Annotated in this window: 18 protein-coding genes; 7 read left to right on the top strand and 11 right to left on the bottom strand. The window is 71.6% G+C overall.

Features of this window, described 5'->3' with window-relative positions; genetic code table 11:
* Positions 1–445 precede the first annotated feature (445 nt).
* Complete coding sequence (gene serB / locus ACFWI4_RS34160) at positions 446–1663, top strand: phosphoserine phosphatase SerB (RefSeq protein ID WP_387204368.1); 1218 nt, start codon at positions 446–448, stop codon at positions 1661–1663.
* 73 nt (positions 1664–1736) lie between these two features.
* Here serB and ACFWI4_RS34155 read toward each other — a convergent pair whose 3' ends face one another.
* The 4 genes from ACFWI4_RS34155 to ACFWI4_RS34140 form a co-directional block, all read right to left on the bottom strand.
* Complete coding sequence (locus tag ACFWI4_RS34155; protein ID WP_387204365.1) at positions 1737–2255, bottom strand: SixA phosphatase family protein; 519 nt, start codon at positions 2253–2255, stop codon at positions 1737–1739.
* A 157-nt stretch (positions 2256–2412) separates the two neighbouring features.
* The gene (locus ACFWI4_RS34150) at positions 2413–2628 is read right to left on the bottom strand and encodes a hypothetical protein (RefSeq protein WP_387204362.1); all 216 of its coding nucleotides are present in this window, start codon (positions 2626–2628) and stop codon (positions 2413–2415) included.
* A 268-nt stretch (positions 2629–2896) separates the two neighbouring features.
* Complete coding sequence (locus ACFWI4_RS34145; RefSeq protein WP_385408583.1) at positions 2897–3013, bottom strand: SGM_5486 family transporter-associated protein; 117 nt, start codon at positions 3011–3013, stop codon at positions 2897–2899.
* Between the two features lie 371 nt (positions 3014–3384).
* Positions 3385–4869 carry an MFS transporter gene (locus ACFWI4_RS34140; RefSeq protein ID WP_387204359.1) on the bottom strand — a complete coding sequence of 495 codons (1485 nt, stop codon included), beginning with the start codon at positions 4867–4869 and terminating at the stop codon, positions 3385–3387.
* A 112-nt stretch (positions 4870–4981) separates the two neighbouring features.
* Here ACFWI4_RS34140 and ACFWI4_RS34135 point away from each other — a divergent pair, with 112 nt between their 5' ends.
* Positions 4982–5668: a FadR/GntR family transcriptional regulator gene (locus ACFWI4_RS34135; RefSeq protein ID WP_387204356.1), complete on the top strand. Its 687-nt coding sequence runs from the start codon at positions 4982–4984 to the stop codon at positions 5666–5668.
* 62 nt (positions 5669–5730) lie between these two features.
* Here ACFWI4_RS34135 and ACFWI4_RS34130 read toward each other — a convergent pair whose 3' ends face one another.
* From ACFWI4_RS34130 to fabG, 3 genes are all read right to left on the bottom strand, one after another.
* Positions 5731–6147 carry a hypothetical protein gene (locus ACFWI4_RS34130; protein ID WP_385408577.1) on the bottom strand — a complete coding sequence of 139 codons (417 nt, stop codon included), beginning with the start codon at positions 6145–6147 and terminating at the stop codon, positions 5731–5733.
* A 158-nt stretch (positions 6148–6305) separates the two neighbouring features.
* Positions 6306–7073, bottom strand: a complete 768-nt coding sequence (gene fabI, locus ACFWI4_RS34125) for an enoyl-ACP reductase FabI (RefSeq protein WP_037623747.1) — start codon at positions 7071–7073, stop codon at positions 6306–6308.
* A 5-nt stretch (positions 7074–7078) separates the two neighbouring features.
* Positions 7079–7783 carry a 3-oxoacyl-[acyl-carrier-protein] reductase gene (fabG, locus tag ACFWI4_RS34120; protein WP_385408574.1) on the bottom strand — a complete coding sequence of 235 codons (705 nt, stop codon included), beginning with the start codon at positions 7781–7783 and terminating at the stop codon, positions 7079–7081.
* Positions 7784–8053: 270 nt separating this feature from the next.
* Between fabG and ACFWI4_RS34115 the strand changes: the two genes are divergently transcribed.
* The 3 genes from ACFWI4_RS34115 to tyrS are packed head-to-tail and all read left to right on the top strand — an operon-like array spanning position 8054 to position 12281.
* The gene (locus ACFWI4_RS34115) at positions 8054–9577 is read left to right on the top strand and encodes a TldD/PmbA family protein (RefSeq protein WP_387204351.1); all 1524 of its coding nucleotides are present in this window, start codon (positions 8054–8056) and stop codon (positions 9575–9577) included.
* Positions 9574–10968: a metallopeptidase TldD-related protein gene (locus ACFWI4_RS34110; protein ID WP_387204348.1), complete on the top strand. Its 1395-nt coding sequence runs from the start codon at positions 9574–9576 to the stop codon at positions 10966–10968. The genes ACFWI4_RS34115 and ACFWI4_RS34110 overlap by 4 nt, the downstream gene beginning before the upstream one ends.
* Before the next feature lie 44 nt (positions 10969–11012).
* Entirely contained in the window at positions 11013–12281 is a 1269-nt protein-coding gene (gene tyrS, locus ACFWI4_RS34105; protein WP_387204345.1) for a tyrosine--tRNA ligase, read from the top strand.
* 74 nt (positions 12282–12355) lie between these two features.
* Here tyrS and ACFWI4_RS34100 read toward each other — a convergent pair whose 3' ends face one another.
* Positions 12356–12640 (bottom strand): GlsB/YeaQ/YmgE family stress response membrane protein, encoded by a 285-nt coding sequence (locus ACFWI4_RS34100; protein WP_387204342.1) that lies wholly within the window; start codon positions 12638–12640, stop codon positions 12356–12358.
* Between the two features lie 245 nt (positions 12641–12885).
* Between ACFWI4_RS34100 and ACFWI4_RS34095 the strand changes: the two genes are divergently transcribed.
* Both ACFWI4_RS34095 and ACFWI4_RS34090 read left to right on the top strand, forming a co-directional pair.
* Entirely contained in the window at positions 12886–13272 is a 387-nt protein-coding gene (locus ACFWI4_RS34095; RefSeq protein ID WP_387204375.1) for a DUF3099 domain-containing protein, read from the top strand.
* A gap of 374 nt (positions 13273–13646) precedes the next feature.
* Positions 13647–13898, top strand: coding sequence for a hypothetical protein (locus ACFWI4_RS34090; protein WP_385408564.1), 252 nt, complete (start codon positions 13647–13649; stop codon positions 13896–13898).
* Positions 13899–13942: 44 nt separating this feature from the next.
* On the opposite strand, the gene moaA is transcribed toward ACFWI4_RS34090, so the two are convergent.
* The 3 genes from moaA to ACFWI4_RS34075 all read right to left on the bottom strand — a co-directional run bounded on the left by moaA (position 13943) and on the right by ACFWI4_RS34075 (position 17125).
* Complete coding sequence (gene moaA / locus ACFWI4_RS34085; RefSeq protein WP_387204339.1) at positions 13943–14932, bottom strand: GTP 3',8-cyclase MoaA; 990 nt, start codon at positions 14930–14932, stop codon at positions 13943–13945.
* Positions 14933–15134: 202 nt separating this feature from the next.
* Positions 15135–16772, bottom strand: a complete 1638-nt coding sequence (locus tag ACFWI4_RS34080; RefSeq protein ID WP_387204336.1) for a cation acetate symporter — start codon at positions 16770–16772, stop codon at positions 15135–15137.
* Positions 16769–17125 carry a DUF485 domain-containing protein gene (locus tag ACFWI4_RS34075; RefSeq protein ID WP_385408558.1) on the bottom strand — a complete coding sequence of 119 codons (357 nt, stop codon included), beginning with the start codon at positions 17123–17125 and terminating at the stop codon, positions 16769–16771. Before ACFWI4_RS34075 ends, ACFWI4_RS34080 begins: the two co-directional genes overlap by 4 nt.
* Positions 17126–17437: the final 312 nt, after the last annotated feature.

Genomic DNA, 17437 nt, shown 5'->3' with positions numbered 1-17437 from the left:
GCCGGTGCATCAGGCCGTCGCCGTTGGATGAGGCGTGACCGTCGGTGGCGACGGCCATCGATGTACCGGCACGGCCCCGACGGCCCGGATCCCGGCTGCGGGTGCATTCCCATCTCGGCTCCGGCGAAAGTTCAGCTTCGGCCAGGGAAAGTTCAGGCCTGCCGGGTCACCTTTCAGCGCGGGGAAAGATTCAGCCCCTCCGGCGTTTGAGGAGCGGGGGTCCAGGGGCGGAGCCCCGGGTACGGGTCGGGTAGGGGCGGAGGGGGCGAGAGAAGCGTGGGGCGGCACCGGTGCCGGAACCTGCTCGCCCCCGGCCACAGGAAACGTCTCGGGTGGGGGGAGGCTCGTCACCCTGGGGCCGCCCGGGTGTCACCCAGTGTTCCGTGTCCGCTAGGCGGACCGGGCGGGCGGGAGGCACTGGGTGCCGGATACGGTGGGAAATACCATGAGCGCTTCACACACCCCTGATGTGCCCACTCTTCTTGTCAAGATCTTCGGCAAGGACCGCCCGGGCATCACCGCCGGACTCTTCGACACCCTCGCAGCCTTCTCCGTCGACGTGGTCGACATCGAGCAGGTCGTCACCCGGGGCCGGATCGTGCTGTGCGCGCTCGTGACCGAGCCGCCCGCGGGCCTCGAAGGCGACCTCCGATCGACCGTCCACAGCTGGGCGGAGTCGATGAAGATGCAGGCGGAGATCATCTCCGGCCTCGGCGACAACCGTCCGCGCGGCCTGGGCCGTTCGCTGGTCACGGTGCTCGGGCATCCGCTCACCGCCGAGTCCACCGCCGCCATCGCCGCGCGGATCACCAAGACCGGCGGCAACATCGACCGTATCTTCCGGCTCGCCAAGTACCCGGTGACCGCGGTCGAGTTCGCGGTGTCCGGTACGGAGACCGAGGAGCTGCGCACCGCGCTGGTGACCGAGGCCTCGGCACTCGGCGTCGACATCGCCGTCGTGGCCGCGGGCCTGCATCGGCGGGCCCAGCGTCTCGTGGTGATGGATGTGGACTCCACGCTCATCCAGGACGAGGTGATCGAGCTCTTCGCCGCGCACGCCGGGTGCGAGGACGAGGTCGCCGGGGTCACGGCGGCCGCGATGCGCGGTGAGCTGGACTTCGAGCAGTCTCTGCACGCGCGCGTGGCCCTCCTCGCGGGGCTGGACGCCTCGGTGGTGCAGAAGGTGCGCGAGGAGGTGCGGCTGACGCCGGGCGCGCGGACCTTGATCCGTACGCTGAAGCGGCTCGGCTTCCAAGTCGGTGTCGTCTCCGGCGGGTTCACCCAGGTCACGGACGATCTCAAGGAGCGGCTCGGACTCGACTTCGCCCAGGCCAACACCCTGGAGATCGTCGACGGGAAGCTGACCGGCCGGGTCACCGGCGAGATCGTGGACCGGGCGGGCAAGGCGCGGCTGCTGCGCCGGTTCGCCGCCGAGGCCGGGGTCCCGCTGGCCCAGACCGTGGCGATCGGCGACGGCGCCAACGACCTCGACATGCTGAACGCCGCCGGCCTCGGTGTCGCGTTCAACGCCAAGCCGGTCGTACGGCAGGCCGCGCACACCGCGGTGAACTTCCCGTTCCTCGACACGGTCCTGTATCTGCTGGGCGTCACCCGTGAAGAGGTCGAGGCCGCCGACATGCACGAGGACGAGGCCGCCGGCTGAAGGACGGTCCCGTGACGTACCGGGGGCCCGGCACCGTGACGGTGCCGGGCCCCCGTACGTCGTCGGGCCGGGTTCACTCCGTCGGCGCCCAGTAGTCCGTCAGGTCGGCCGTTCCGGGCTCCAGCGACTTCCAGGGGCCGTCGAAGGAGAGCACCGCGAAGGCGGCGGTGTGGAAGCCGTGGGCGGTCATACGGGCGCGGGTGTCGCCCTCGGACCGGCCCGCCAGCACGTCCGTCAGCCCGTGCACACCCGGGTTGTGGCCGATGAGGATCACGTTGTGCGCGTCGTCCGGGATCTCGTTCAGGACGGCGATCAGCTCGCCGGGCGAGGCTTCGTAGATCCGCTCCTCGTAGACCGTTTTCGGCCGGTGCGGGAGCTCCTGGACGGCGTGCTTCCACGTCTCGCGGGTCCGGATCGCGGTGGAACAGAGGGCCAGGTCCAGGGGGATGCCGCTGTCGGCCAGCCTGCGTCCGGCGACGGCGGCGTCCATGCGGCCCCGGTCGGCGAGCGGCCGCTCGTGGTCGGACACCTGCGGCCAGTCGGCTTTCGCATGCCGGAAGAGGACGATCCTGCGGGATTCTGCGACGCTCATGCGTCCCAGCTTCGCACGAAACATGCCATGGGGCGCAGGGAGTTGATGCGGTCCCCCGGCACGGGTGACGCCCTCCCCCGTCAGGGGTGATGGCGTCCGCCGTGAGGGGCGTGGGGCCGCGCTCCCGGGTGTACGACGACGGGCCGGGGCTCTCGGCTCACGGGGCGTTGTGCGCGACGGCCTGCTGGACGCGCTCGAACAGGTGGGCGATCACCGGGCCGCCGGTCGCGGCGTGGGCATCCACCGGGTTGAGGATCATCAGCAGCAGGGTGACGAAGGCGATCGTGGGCAGGGCGAGGGCCCACCAGGGCAGCCGGATGTCGACGCGGCCCGTCGTCGCCGGGTGGAGCCGGGTGTGGGTAGGGGCCGACATGCCGCCTCCGTGAGTCTTCGAATGTCCCCGGGACCGCGCGGTTCGCGGTCACGGTTCGAAGCTACGGAATCCGAGGTCTCCGGCCCATCCGGTGATCCACCCACTTGACCCTGACACTCACCCCCTAGGGGATGGGGGGTTATCCCCACCTCCGGGGGCGGAGGTCGGGCGACGACCTCGACAGCGGGTGCCAAGGGGGCCTGCGGGGTGTCACGGCACGGGTGTGACGGAGGTCAGCGCGTCGCCGCCGGGCGCGGGGCGCGGCGGGTCACGGGGACGCGAAGGACGCGATGACGCCGATGATCACGGTGATGGCCAGCATCGCGCCGAGCACGAGCAGGAGCTTCTTCTGGCCGTTCTGGGGGTTCGGGTCGAGGACGGGCATGGGGGCAGTCTCGCACCCTTCGTCCGGTGTGCCGCCGCCGGGGTCCGTGTGCAGGGGCGGATTCCGGGGCGGGGGGCCGCGCACCCCCGGGCGGGGGTCCGCGTTCCGGAAGGGGGTCCCGGGGTGGGGGTCCCGGGGTGGGGGTCCCGGGGTGGGGGTCCCGGGGTGGGGGTCCGCGCGCTCGGGCCGGGTGCCTGAGCGGGGGGGCCGCGTGGTCGAGCAGCCGGGTGCCGGAGCCGGGGGGCCGCGTGCCCGAGCAGCCGGGTGCCGGAGCCGGAGGGCCGCGTTCCCGAGTAGCCGGGTGCCGGAGCGGGGGGCCGCGTGGTCGAGTAGCCGGGTGCCGGAGCGGGGGGCCGGGTTCGGGGTCCGGGTCAGGCCGCGGCCTCGTCCTCCACCGTGCGGTCGCGGCCCGCCAGGATGCCGACCCCGATCTGCGGGATCATGAGCCCGGCCATCAGCGCCAGCGGCAGGCCCCAGCCGCCGCTGTGCTGGTAGAGGACGCCCACGAGCAGCGGGCCCGGGATCGAGATCAGATAGCCGGTGCTCTGGGCGAACGCGGACAGCTTGGCGACCCCCGCGCCGGTGCGGGCGCGCATGCCGACCATGGTCAGTGCCAGCGGGAAGGCGCAGTTGGAGATGCCGAGCAGCAGGGCCCAGGCCCAGGCGCCGGCCGCCGGGGCCAGATAGAGGCCCGCGTATCCGGCGAGCCCGCAGAGGCCCAGGACGACGACGATGGGCCCCTGTCGGGGCAGGCGGGTGGCCAGGCGCGGTATGACGAAGGCCAGCGGCACGCCCATCACCATCGTGACGGCGAGGAGCAGTCCCGCGGTGCCCGCGGCGACGCCCGCGTCACGGAAGATCTGGGCCATCCAGCCCATCGTGATGTAGGCGGCGGTCGCCTGGAGGCCGAAGAAGACGGCGAGGGCCCAGGCCGTACGGCTGCGGGTGATGCGCAGACCACCGCCGTCGGTCTCGCGTCCCGCGCCGGAGGAGGAGGCGGCGGCGGGGGTGGGGGCAGAGGCGGGGACCGTGCTGGGGGCGGAGGCATCCGGCGCGGCAGGCCCGGTCGCGGAGGCGGTGGCGGAGGCGTGCGGCTCCGCGGTGCCGGGGACCGTGGCGGCGGTCGTACGGGCGTGGGTGCCCGCCGTACCCGGTGCGGCCCCCTCTCGGTCGCCGGTGCCCCGCGCGCGTACCAGCAGGATCCACGGGAGGACGGCCGCCGCCGCGAGGCCCGCCCACACCACCAGGCCGGAGTGCCAGTCGCCGCCGAGGGCGTCGGTCATGGGGACGGTCGCCGCGGCGGCGACCGACGTGCCGAGGGCCAGGGCCATGGAGTAGAGGCCCGTCATGGAGCCGACCCGGTCGGGGAACCAGCGCTTGACGATCACCGGCATCAGGACGTTGCTGACGGCGATGCCCATGAGGGCGAGCGCGCTGGCGGCCAGGAATCCGGCCGTGCCGCCGGCGTAGGGGCGGAGGGCGAGGCCCGCCGTGATGGCGACCATGCCCGCGCAGACGACGGCGGCCGGCCCGAACCGGCGTGCCAGCCGCGGTGCCGTCACCCCGAAGACGGCGAAGCACAGGGGCGGTACGGAGGTGAGCAGTCCGGCGACGCTGCCGCTCATGCCGAGGCCGTCGCGCACCTCTTCGAGGAGGGCGCCGAGGCTCGTGATGGCCGGGCGCAGGTTGAGGGCGGCCAGGACGATGCCGGCGACCAGGAGCCGTGCCGTCCACGCGCGCGGGGCGGGCGCCTCGGGTGCCGTGCTCCCGGTGGACCGGGACGGGCGGACCGGCGTGGACCGGGATCGGTGGAGCGGCGGGGACGGCGTCGGCGTGCGGGTTTCCGGGGGGACCATGAGGCCCATCATAGAATCATGGGATGATTGGGTGTCCAATCTCGCTGCGTTAATCTCCGGAGCCTCCGGCCCCGCGCGAACGTTCACACCCGGGCCCGTACGAAGGACCGTCATGCCGCTGAGCCATCCCCGCCGTTCGGCCCTGTCCGAGCAGGTCATCGCCGAGCTGCGGAACCAGATCACCTCGGGCGAGTGGCCGGTGGGCTCCCGCATCCCCACCGAGCCGGAGCTCGTCGACCAGCTCGGCGTGGCCCGCAACACCGTGCGCGAGGCCGTCCGGGCGCTCGCCCACAACGGACTGCTGGACATCCGGCAGGGTTCGGGGACGTACGTCGTGGCGACGAGCGAGCTGGCGGGCGTGATGCACCGCCGGTTCGCGGACGCCGACCCTCGGCACATCGCCGAGCTGCGGTCCACGCTGGAGTCGAGCGCGGCCAGGCTGGCCGCCGAGCGGCGCACCGAGCGCGATCTCAAGCAGCTGGAGGCGCTCCTCGTACGCCGGGAGGGGGCCTGGGAGTCGGGTGACGCGGAGGCCTTCGTGACCGCCGACGCGACGTTCCACCTGGCCGTGGTGGCCGCGTCGCACAACGACGTCATGACGGCGATGTACGCGGATCTGGGCGAGGTGCTGCGGGACTGGCTGCGCGTGGACGTCGGCAAGGAGCTGACGCCGGAGTCGTACATGGACCACGCCCTGCTCGTCGACGCGATCAGGGCGGGCGACGCGGAGGCGGCGGCAGCGGAGGCGGCGAGCTATCCCTTCCAGTGCCGGCCGGCTCCGGCGGCGGGCCAGGGGTAGGAGGAGGACCGGGGGTAGGAGGAGGACCGGGGTGGCGGTGTCCGGGACCGGGACACCGGACGTCACTCCTCGTGGGTGACCCAGGCCCTGCGGATCTCCTTCCAGCAGCGGCCGGTCAGCCGGACCGTCATCGCGGGCCCGACGTCGACCGGATCGCTGTCGCTGTCGATGTCCCACCAGCGGGCGCACTCGACGTGCAGGGCGACACGGTCGGTGCCCACATAGGGGTTGTGGCAGTACACGACGACATGGGAGCCGGTGAGCGTGATCCGGCAGTCGGCGCCGAACGGCCGGGGTACGGAGGGCCGCCCCGCCGGCTCGCTGCCCGCGGCCGGCCGGGACCCGACGCCCCTGGACCCCACGTCCACGGACCCCACCTCCGCGCTCTCCGCGCGCGGGTGGGACATCGCGTCGTAAGGGACGGCCGTCAGCAGGACGGCGGCGGCGAACACCGGAGCAAAGCGGCGGGACAGGCGCACAAGGGGACCTCCTCGGCCGTACGGCTGCGGGGCGGGCGGTGCGTTCTCCCAGGGTGCCGGTCAGGGGGTCCCGGCCGCCCGGCCGACTGGGCCGAACGGGCGACGCCCCGCTCCCCGCGTACTGCGGGAAACGGGGCGCCGGAACCGGGCGTAAGCGTTTACGCGCCGATGGCGTGCAGACCGCCGTCCACGTGGATGATCTCGCCCGTGGTCTTCGGGAACCAGTCGCTCAGGAGGGCGACGACGCCCTTGCCGGCCGGCTCCGGGTCCTTCAGGTCCCACTCCAGCGGGGCGCGGGTGTCCCACACGGAGGCCAGCTCGCCGAAGCCCGGGATGGACTTGGCGGCCATGGAGCCGATCGGGCCGGCGGAGATGAGGTTGCAGCGGATGTTCTGCTTGCCCAGGTCACGGGCCATGTAGCGGCTGGTGGCCTCCAGGGCGGCCTTGGCCGGGCCCATCCAGTCGTACTGCGGCCACGCGTACTGCGCGTCGAAGGTGAGACCGACGACGGAGCCGCCGTTCTGCATCAGCGGCAGGCAGGCCATCGTCAGCGACTTCAGGGAGAACGCCGAGACGTGCATGGCCGTGGCGACCGACTCGAACGGCGTGTTCAGGAAGTTGCCGCCGAGGGCGTCCTGGGGCGCGAAGCCGATGGAGTGCACGACGCCGTCCAGGCCGCCGAGCTCCTCGCCGACGACGTCGGCCAGGCGACCGAGGTGCTCCTCGTTGGTGACGTCGAGCTCGATGACCTTGGTGGGCTTCGGCAGCTTCTTGGCGATGCGCTCGGTCAGCGTGGGCCGCGGGAACGCGGTCAGGATGATCTCGGCACCCTGCTCCTGGGCCAGCTTGGCGGTGTGGAAGGCGATGGAGGACTCCATCAGCACACCGGTGATCAGGACGCGCTTGCCTTCGAGAATTCCGCTCATGGTGATCAGTGACCCATTCCCAGTCCGCCGTCAACCGGGATGACGGCTCCAGTGATGTACGAGGCTTCGTCCGAGGCGAGGAACCGCACCGTCGCGGCGATCTCCTCGGGCTGCGCGTAACGGCCCAGCGGCACCTGGGACACGATGTTGGCGCGCTGCTCCTCGGTGAGCGCCTGCGTCATGTCGGTGTCCACGAAGCCGGGCGCGACGACGTTGAAGGTGAGGTTGCGCGAGCCGAGCTCGCGGGCGAGCGAGCGTGCGAAGCCGACAAGGGCGGCCTTGGACGCGGCGTAGTTCGCCTGCCCCGCGGAGCCGAGGAGACCGACCACCGAGGAGATGAGGACGACGCGGCCCTTCTTGGCCCGCAGCATGCCGCGGTTGGCCCGCTTGACCACGCGGAAGGTGCCCGTGAGGTTCGTGTCGATGACCGAGGTGAAGTCCTCCTCGGACATGCGCATCAGGAGCTGGTCCTTGGTGACGCCGGCGTTGGCGATCAGGACCTCGACCGGGCCGTGAGCGGCCTCGATCTCCTTGTAGGCCTGCTCCACCTGCTCGCTGTCGGTGATGTCGCACTTGACCGCGAGGAAGCCGGCCGGCGGCTCACCCGAGCGGTACGTGATGGCGACCTGGTCGCCTGCGTCGGCGAATGCTCGGGCGATGGCGAGGCCGATGCCCCGGTTGCCTCCGGTGACGAGAACCGAGCGGCTCAACGGATCACCCTTTCGTTAGCGGACTGAAACCCCTGCAATACAGGCGCCTTCCTCGAAAACCTATCGGTCCGTCCGGGCTCCGAGGGAATCGGGCACCGACAGTGGGTTCGGGTGACTGCTGTCGGATCCCTACAGAAAGCCGAGGCCGTACGGCCGGAAGGCGGACCTCCCCGGCCGAAAGACGCGCCCGGTGACGGCAAAGGCGTGGCCGCCGGGCCCGCCCGCGCGACATGATCGGACCCGACGGGCCACGACAGCAGGGAGACCTCGGTGCCTCATTCCATCGACGAAGCGTTCACGGCGCTACCGCTGCGCGCACTCGCCGACGCCGCGCTCGCGCGGGCGCGGGCGCTGGGCGCCGACCACGCGGACTTCCGGTTCGAGCGGGTGCGCAGCGCGTCCTGGCGGCTGCGCGACGCCAAGCCGGCCGGATCGTCGGACACCACGGACCTGGGGTACGCGGTCCGGGTCGTGCACGGCGGGACCTGGGGGTTCGCCTCGGGCGTGGACCTGACGATGGACGCGGCCGCGAAGGTCGCCTCGCAGGCGGTGGCCATGGCCAAGCTGTCGGCCCAGGTGATCAGGGCGGCGGGGTCGGACGAACGCGTCGAGCTCGCCCCGGAGCCGGTGCACGCCGAGAAGACGTGGGTCTCCTCGTACGAGATCGATCCGTTCTCCGTGCCGGACGAGGAGAAGGCGGGGCTGCTGGCCGACTGGAGCGCGCGGCTGCTGGCGGCCGACGGCGTCAACCATGTCGACGCGTCCCTGCTGACCGTCCACGAGAACAAGTTCTACGCGGACACCGCGGGGACGGTGACCACACAGCAGCGGGTCCGGCTGCACCCGCAGCTGACCGCGGTGGCCGTCGACGACTCCAGCGGCGAGTTCGACTCGATGCGGACGATCGCACCGCCGGCCGGGCGCGGCTGGGAGTACCTGCTGGGCACCGGCTGGGACTGGGACGCGGAGCTGGAGCGGATTCCGGGGCTGCTCGCGGAGAAGATGCGGGCGCCGAGCGTGGAGGCGGGGGTGTACGACCTGGTCGTGGACCCGTCCAACCTGTGGCTGACCATCCACGAGTCCATCGGGCACGCCACCGAGCTGGACCGGGCGCTCGGCTACGAGGCCGCGTACGCGGGGACCTCCTTCGCCACCTTCGACCAGCTCGGCAAGCTCAGGTACGGCTCCGATCTGATGAACGTGACCGGTGACCGCACCGCCGAGCACGGCCTCGCGACCATCGGGTACGACGACGAGGGCGTCGAGGGCCAGTCCTGGGACCTGGTGAAGGAGGGCACGCTCGTCGGCTACCAGCTGGACCGGCGGATCGCGAGCCTGACCGGCTTCGAGCGCTCCAACGGCTGCGCGTACGCCGACTCCCCCGGGCACGTGCCGGTGCAGCGGATGGCCAACGTCTCGCTCAGGCCCGATCCCGGGGGGCTGTCCACCGAGGACCTGATCGGGGGTGTCGACCGCGGGATCTACGTAGTGGGCGACCGGTCCTGGTCCATCGACATGCAGCGCTACAACTTCCAGTTCACCGGCCAGCGCTTCTTCAGGATCGAGAACGGCCGGCTCACGGGCCAGCTGCGCGATGTCGCCTACCAGGCGACGACCACCGACTTCTGGGGTTCGATGGCCGCCGTCGGCGGCCCGCAGACGTACGTCCTCGGCGGTGCCTTCAACTGCGGCAAGGCCCAGCCGGGCCAGGTCGCCGCGGTGTCGCACGGCTGCCCCTCCGCCCTCTTCAAGGGTGTCAACATCCTCAACACCACCCAGGAGGCCGGTCGATGAGTGCCCGTACGAACAAGCCGCACGAGGTCGTCGAGCGCGCCCTCGCACTGTCCAGGGCCGACGGCTGTGTGGTGATCGCCGACGAGCGGTCCACCGCGAACCTGCGCTGGGCGGGCAACGCGCTGACCACGAACGGGGTCACGCGCGGGCGCACGCTCACCGTGATCGCCACCGTCGACGGCCGCGAGGGCACGTCCTCCGGTGTGGTCTCGCGGTCGGCCGTGACCGCCGACGAGCTGGAGCCGCTGGTGCGGGCGGCCGAGGCGGCGGCGCGGGGCGCCGGTCCCGCCGAGGACGGCCGGCCGCTGGTGACGGGTGTGCCGGAGTCCCCCGACTTCGCGGACGCGCCCGCCGAGACCTCCTCCGCCGTGTTCGCCGACTTCGCGCCGGCGCTCGGTGAATCGTTCGCCCGCGCGCGGGCGGGCGGCCGTGAACTGTACGGCTTCGCCAACCACGAGCTCGTCTCCAGCTATGTCGGTACGTCGACCGGGCTGCGGCTGCGGCACGACCAGCCGAACGGCACGCTGGAGGTCAACGCCAAGTCCCCGGACCGTACGCGTTCGGCCTGGGCGGGACGTTCGACGAGGGACTTCAAGGACGTCGACCCGGCCGCGATGGACGCGGAGCTGGCGGTACGGCTCGGCTGGGCGCAGAAGCGGGTCGAGCTGCCCGCGGGACGCTACGAGACGCTGCTGCCGCCGACCGCGGTCGCGGACCTGCTGATCTACCAGATGTGGTCGGCGGCGGCCCGGGACGCGGCCGAGGGCCGGACGGTCTTCAGCAAGCCCGGGGGCGGCACGCGGATCGGCGAGCGGCTCAGCGAGCTGCCGCTGACGCTGCGCAGCGACCCGGACGAGCCGGGTCTCGAGTGCGCTCCGTTCGTCCTGGCGCACTCCTCGGGCGACGACGCCTCCGTGTTCGACAACGGGCTGCCGCTGAAGGGCACCGACTGGATCCGGGAGGGCGAGCTGCGGCATCTGTCCACCACCCGGCACAGCGCGGGGCTGACCGGGCTGCCGGTGACGCCCACGATCGGGAACCTCGTCCTCGACGGCGGTGAGGACCGCTCCCTGGAGGAGATGGTCGCCTCCACCCGGCGGGGGCTGCTGCTGACCTGCCTGTGGTACATCCGCGAGGTCGACCCGGCGACGCTGCTGCTGACGGGGCTCACCCGGGACGGCGTCTACCTCGTCGAGGACGGCGAGGTCGTGGGCGAGGTGAACAACTTCCGGTTCAACGAGTCGCCGGTGGGCCTGCTGGGGCGGGCCACGGAGGCGGGGCGCACGGAGAAGACGCTGCCCCGGGAGTGGAGCGACTGGTTCACCCGGGCCGCGATGCCCGCGCTGCGGGTGCCGGATTTCAATATGAGTTCTGTCAGCCAGGGCGTATAACCTCGTACCTGATTCACGAGACCACCCGAGGAGATACGAGAACCGTGACGGACATCGTCGACGAGCTGAAGTGGCGGGGCCTGTTCTCCCTGTCCACCGACGAAGATGCATTGCGCAAGGCGCTCGCGGACGGTCCCGTCACGTTCTATTGCGGCTTCGACCCGACCGCGCCGAGCCTGCACGTCGGTCACCTGGTGCAGGTGCTCACGATGCGCCGGCTCCAGCGGGCGGGGCTGCGGCCGCTCGCCCTGGTGGGCGGGGCGACGGGCCAGATCGGTGACCCCCGCCCGACGGCCGAGCGCACCCTGAACGACCCGGAGACGGTCGCGAACTGGGTGACGCGGCTGCGTTCGCAGATCGAGCCGTTCCTGTCCTTCGAGGGCGAGAACGCCGCGGTCATGGTGAACAACCTGGACTGGACGGCCGGGCTGTCGGCGATCGAGTTCCTGCGGGACATCGGCAAGCACTTCCGCGTCAACAAGATGCTGACCAAGGACTCCGTGGCCCGGCGCCTGGAGTCCGAGGAGGGCATCAGCTACACGGAGTTCAGCTACCAGCTGCTCCAGGGCATGGACTTCCTGGAGCTGTACCGCCGTCACGGCTGCACCCTCCAGCAGGGCGGCAGCGACCAGTGGGGCAACCTCACGGCGGGCCTGGACCTGATCCACCGCCTGGAGCCCGGGGCCCAGGTGCACGCACTGGCGACGCCGCTGATGGTCAAGGCGGACGGCACCAAGTTCGGCAAGACCGAGGGCGGCGCCGTCTGGCTCGACCCCGAGATGACGACGCCGTACGCGTTCTACCAGTTCTGGCTGAACGTGGACGACCGGGACGTCTCGACGTACCTGCGCATCCTGTCCTTCCGGTCCCCGGAGGAGCTGGAGGAGCTGGAGAAGCAGACGGAGGAGCGTCCGCAGGCCCGTGCGGCGCAGCGCGCGCTGGCCGAGGAGCTGACGACGCTGGTGCACGGCGCCGACCAGACGGCTGCCGTGATCGCCGCGTCCAAGGCCCTGTTCGGGCAGGGCGAGCTGACCGACCTGGACGAGCGCACGCTCGCCGCGGCCCTGTCGGAGGTGCCGCACATCCAGGTCGCCGAGGCGGGCCAGGTCGTGGACCTGTTCGCCGAGGTCGGCCTGGTGGCCAGCAAGTCCGCCGCGCGCCGCACGGTGAAGGAGGGCGGCGCGTACGTGAACAACGTCAAGGTCACCGCCGAGGACGCGGTGCCGGCCGCCGAGAACCTGCTGCACGGGCGCTGGCTCGTGCTGCGCCGGGGCAAGAAGAGCCTGGCCGCGGTCGAGGTCACGGGCGGCTGAGCGTTCCTGACGACAGCGAGGGCGCGGGCCGCTTCCGGGAAGCGGTCCGCGCCCTTCGTCGTGTCCGGGCGGGGTCAGGCCTGCTGCTGCGCCTTCTTGTTCCCCCACAGGGCCATGTACGCCATGTCGCCCAGCGCCACGATGACGATCGCGGCGATCAGCTGGAACAGGTGGCGGGTCCAGTCGATGCCGGACGTCGCCGCTACGCCGAAGGCGCGCGCGAGGGCGTTGCCCACGATGGCGCCGAGCATGCCGAAGATGGTGGTCAGCCAGAGGGGGCTGTGCTGCTTCCCCGGGATGATCAACTTGGCGATCAGGCCCAGTACGAATCCGACGATGATCGCCCATATCCAGCCCATGTCCGCCTCCTCGTACCGCTCCGGGTGAGCCGTACGGCCAGTTTCCGGCCGTACGCCATACGGCGCATGTCGGGCGCGCCCGTACGCGGTACGGCGCACCCGGTCCCCCCGGACGGGGCATGCCCCCGGTCTCGAAGCCGACGCAGACGCGGCGTACCGTGGAAGCAGTCCGGGCCCGCTTCCTCGACGGGTCCGTGCCGGGTACGGGCCGGGGAGTGTCCGACACAGGCGGGTGGTGGAGTGTGATCAGGAAGCAGAGCAACGTCCAGGTCTTCCGGATCACCGGAGCCAGACAGAGCCTGGACGACGATGTGCGCGGGCGGCAGCGCCGCTACGTCATCTCGATGTCCGTCCGCACGGTGTCGGTGATCCTGGCGGCCTCCCTGTGGAACGTCGAGCGGCCCGTCGCTCTGGTCGCTCTGGTCCTCGGGATCCTCCTCCCGTACGTCGCGGTGGTCATCGCCAATGCCGGACGGGAGAACGCGCCCTCGCTGCCCTCGACCTTCGTCACGGCTCCGCCGCGTCCGATGATCACGGGCCCTCTCCAGGACGGCCCTCGGGAGCCGTTCACGGAGGGCGCCCCGAGTGCCCCCGGGACACGCGCGGGGGCCGAATCGCACGAGCCGGGCTGAGGCCGGACCGGAGTCGATCCGTACGCGAACTCGCCCCGGGACAAGGCCGGTTCAGCTCCGGACGGACGGCGTCGGATTCACCGAAAACGGAATGCGGCCGCGCGGGCAAGCTCAAGAAAAGCTCAGATCAATCATGTTGTTCCGGTGCCGGGCGGCGGGTTACCCGTGACATACTTCGTACGCGCTCCGCATCCCCCGTCGGAGCGACGGACCGACGCCGGGCAGCTCCCCCCGTGGCTGCTCGGCGTCGCCTTTGCAGAGACGGGGAGCCCGGCCCGGCCGCCCGCGCGGCTCGCTCGCGAAGGGGCCGGCGGAGGGGCCCGCCCACCGCGCGGAGCGCGTGCCGCGGGGCCTCGGCTAGGGTCGACAGGGTGATGTCGAACGCCCCCGGTCCCGGTCCCGCCTCCCCCGTCTGCTCGGCCAAGGCCTGCCGTGCCGCCGCCGTGTGGGTGCTCGCCTGGAACAACCCGAAACTGCACACGCCCGAGCGGCGCAAGACCTGGCTCGCGTGCGAGGAGCACCGTGAGCACCTGTCGCAGTTCCTCGGGGTGCGCGGGTTCCTCAAGGACGTCGTGACCCTCGACGCGTGGGAGTCCTCCCGGCCCGCGGAGCACGACGAGGCGTAGCCCGTAGCCGTCCCGCGGGACGCGGGGCCGCCGGTCGGCGGCCGTCAGCCGCCGATCGCGGACATCGGGCGGTCCGGCTGCACGAACGAGGGGTCGTCCAGGCCCGCTCCGGCCTTCTTGCCCCACATCGCGGCGCGCCAGGCGTCGGCTATCTCCTCGTCGGGGGCGCCCGAGCGCAGCGCGCCGCGCAGATCGGTCTCCTCGGTGGCGAACAGACAGGTGCGCACCTGGCCGTCGGCGGTGAGGCGGGTGCGGTCGCAGGCCGCGCAGAACGGGCGGGTGACGGAGGCGATCACCCCGACGCGGTGCGGTCCGTCGTCGACGATCCAGCGCTCGGCGGGTGCGGAGCCCCGCTCGTCGGAGCCTTCCGCGGTGAGGCGGAAGCGGGTGCGCAGCGAGGCGAGGATGTCGGCGGCGGTGACCATGCCGTCGCGCTTCCAGCCGTGCTGGGCGTCCAGGGGCATCTGCTCGATGAAGCGGAGTTCGTAGCCGTGGTCCATGGACCAGGCCAGCAGGTCCGGGGCCTCGTCGGCGTTCAGGCCCGGCATCAGGACCGAGTTGATCTTGACGGGGGTCAGGCCGGCCTCGTGGGCGGCTTCGAGGCCCTCGATGACGTCCTTGTGGCGGTCGCGGCGGGTCAGGGTCTTGAAGACGTCGGGGCGCAGGGTGTCCAGGGAGACGTTCACCCGGTCCAGGCCCGCGGACTTGAGGGCGGCCGCGGTGCGCTTGAGGCCGATGCCGTTGGTGGTGAGGGACGTCCGGGGGCGGGGCGTGAGGGCCGTGACCCGTTCGACGATGCCGGGCAGGCCGGGGCGCAGCAGGGGCTCGCCGCCGGTGAAGCGGACCTCCTCGATGCCGAGGCGGGTGACGGCGATCCCGACGAGGCGGACGATCTCGTCGTCGGTGAGCAGGTCCGGCTTGCCGAGCCACTGCAGGCCTTCCTCCGGCATGCAGTAAGTGCAGCGGAGGTTGCACCGGTCCGTCAGTGAGACACGCAGGTCGGTGGCCACCCGGCCGTAGGTGTCGATGAGCACGTGGGCCCCCTCCCTCGTCGCTGATCTCGTCGTCCCGATATCTGCGAGCCTACGTGACGGCACGGACAACGACAGCGGCCCGATCCCACGAGAGACGGCGCGGGCCCGTCGTAGGGACCTACCAGTGGTGATCCACCGGTGGCCTGCGGCGGGCCCGCGCGGTGCCGGGGACTCGGGCCCGTGGGCCTCGGGTCCGGCCCGGTCAGTGCGCTCCGGTGCCGGTCAGGGAGCGGACCTCCAGTTCCGCGTACTTGCCGGCGTCCGGCTCCTCCTTGGACAGGACGGTGCCGAGCCAGCCCAGCAGGAAGCCGACCGGGATGGAGATGAGGCCGGGGTTCTCCAGCGGGAACCAGTGGAAGTCGACGTCCGGGAACATCGAGGTCGGTTTGCCGGAGACGACCGGGGAGAACAGCACCAGGCCGACCGCCGTGACCAGGCCTCCGTAGATCGACCAGAGGGCGCCCGCGGTGGTGAACCGCTTCCAGAACAGGCTGTAGAGGATGGTGGGCAGGTTGGCGGAGGCCGCGACGGCGAAGGCGAGGGCGACCAGGCCGGCGACGTTGAGGTCGCGGGCGAGCGCGCCGAGCAGCACGGACACGGCGCCGATGCCGACCGTCGCGTACCGGGCGGCCGCCATCTCCTGCTTCTCCGAGGCCTGCCCCTTCTTGATGACGTTCGCGTAGATGTCGTGGGCGAAGGAGGAGGACGAGGCGAGGGTCAGTCCCGCGACGACGGCGAGGATCGTGGCGAAGGCGACGGCCGAGATGGTGGCGAGCAGGATCGCGCCCCAGGTGGAGTCGACGCCGCCGAGGTGCAGGGCGAGCAGCGGCGCGGCCGTGTTGCCAGCCTTGTTGGAGGCGATGATCTCGTCCGGCTTGATCAGCGCGGCGGCGCCGAAGCCGAGGGCGAGGGTCATCAGGTAGAAGGCGCCGATGAGGCCGATCGCCCAGATGACCGACTTCCGCGCGGTCCTGGCGGTGGGCACGGTGTAGAAACGGATCAGGATGTGCGGCAGGCCGGCGGTGCCGAGGACCAGTGCCATCCCGAGCGAGATGAAGTCCAGCTTGGTGGTCGAGGTGGCGCCGTACTTGAGCCCTGGTTCCAGGAAGGGCGAGCCCTTGCCGCTGTTCTCGGCCGCCCTGCCGAGCAGGTCGGAGATGTTGAAGTGGAACTTCAGCAGGACCAGGAAGGTGAGCAGCACGGCGCCGGCGATGAGCAGGACCGCCTTGACCATCTGCACCCAGGTCGTGCCCTTCATGCCGCCGATGGTGACGTACACGATCATCAGGACGCCGACGAGGGCGACGATGCCGATCTTGCCGCCGTCGCTGGTGATGCCGAGGAGCAGCGAGACGAGGACGCCCGCGCCCGCCATCTGGGCCAGCAGGTAGAAGATCGACACGACGATGGTGGAGGTGCCTGCGGCGGTACGGACCGGGCGCTGGCGCATGCGGTAGGCGAGGACGTCGCCCATCGTGTAGCGGCCGGAGTTGCGCAGCGGTTCGGCGACCAGGAGCAGGGCCACCAGCCAGGCGACCAGGAAGCCGATGGAGTAGAGGAAGCCGTCGTAGCCGAAGAGGGCGATCGCGCCGGCGATGCCGAGGAAGGACGCGGCGGACATGTAGTCGCCGGAGACGGCGAGTCCGTTCTGGAATCCGGTGAACTGGCGTCCGCCCGCGTAGAAGTCGGCGGCGTCCTTGGTCTGGCGGCCGGCCCAGACGGTGATCACGAGGGTCGCGGCGACGAACACCGCGAACAGGGTGATGATCAGCGGGCGGTGCCGGCTCGCCTCGCCCGCGGCCAGCACGGTCGTGTGCGCGGTGGTCCATGCGGGGCTCATGCCTCGCCCTCCATCCGGGACTTGATGGCGTCGGCCTTGGGGTCGAGTTGAGCGGCCGCGTGCCGCGCGTACCACCAGGCGATGAGGAAGGTGGTGAGGAACTGGGCGAGGCCGAGCACCAGGGCGACGTTGACGTTGCCGAACAGCTTGGTGCCCATGAAGCCGCCCGCGTAGTTCGAGAGCAGCACGTACAGCAGGTACCAGAGGATGAAGCCGACGGTCAGCGGGAAGGCGAAGGAGCGGTGCGAGCTGCGGAGTTCACCGAACTCGGCGCTCTCCTGCATCTCGACGAACTTCTCGGTGGACGGGAGCTGGGTTCCGGTGTGCGCCGGGGGTGGTGCGTCGGTGGCCACGGTGTCTCCTCGCGTTGCCGGTGCGGTTACGACGGTGGACGGGGCAGGCCGGGGCCCGCGGTCGGGGACGGTTCGGGTACGGGCACGGGGCTTCGGCCTCCTGTCGGCTCGTGTCACGTGACGGACCGCCGCCGATCGCATCCGCTCCGTGATCCGACCTGGGGGCTCGATCGTCCACGGGCTCCCTGCCCAAGGTCACGGCGCCACGCGTGGACCGGTTCAACTCACCCGGCTTCTTTCGCGGGTCACCGCCGCGCGTCCCCGCCGCGCGCCTCTGGTTTCCCGGGCGTGTCGCGGGTGGCTCTCGGAAGT

Source organism: Streptomyces sp. NPDC127038 (assembly GCF_042725875.1).
GTDB lineage: Bacteria > Actinomycetota > Actinomycetes > Streptomycetales > Streptomycetaceae > Streptomyces.
This window is presented reverse-complemented; position numbering and strand designations above follow the sequence as displayed.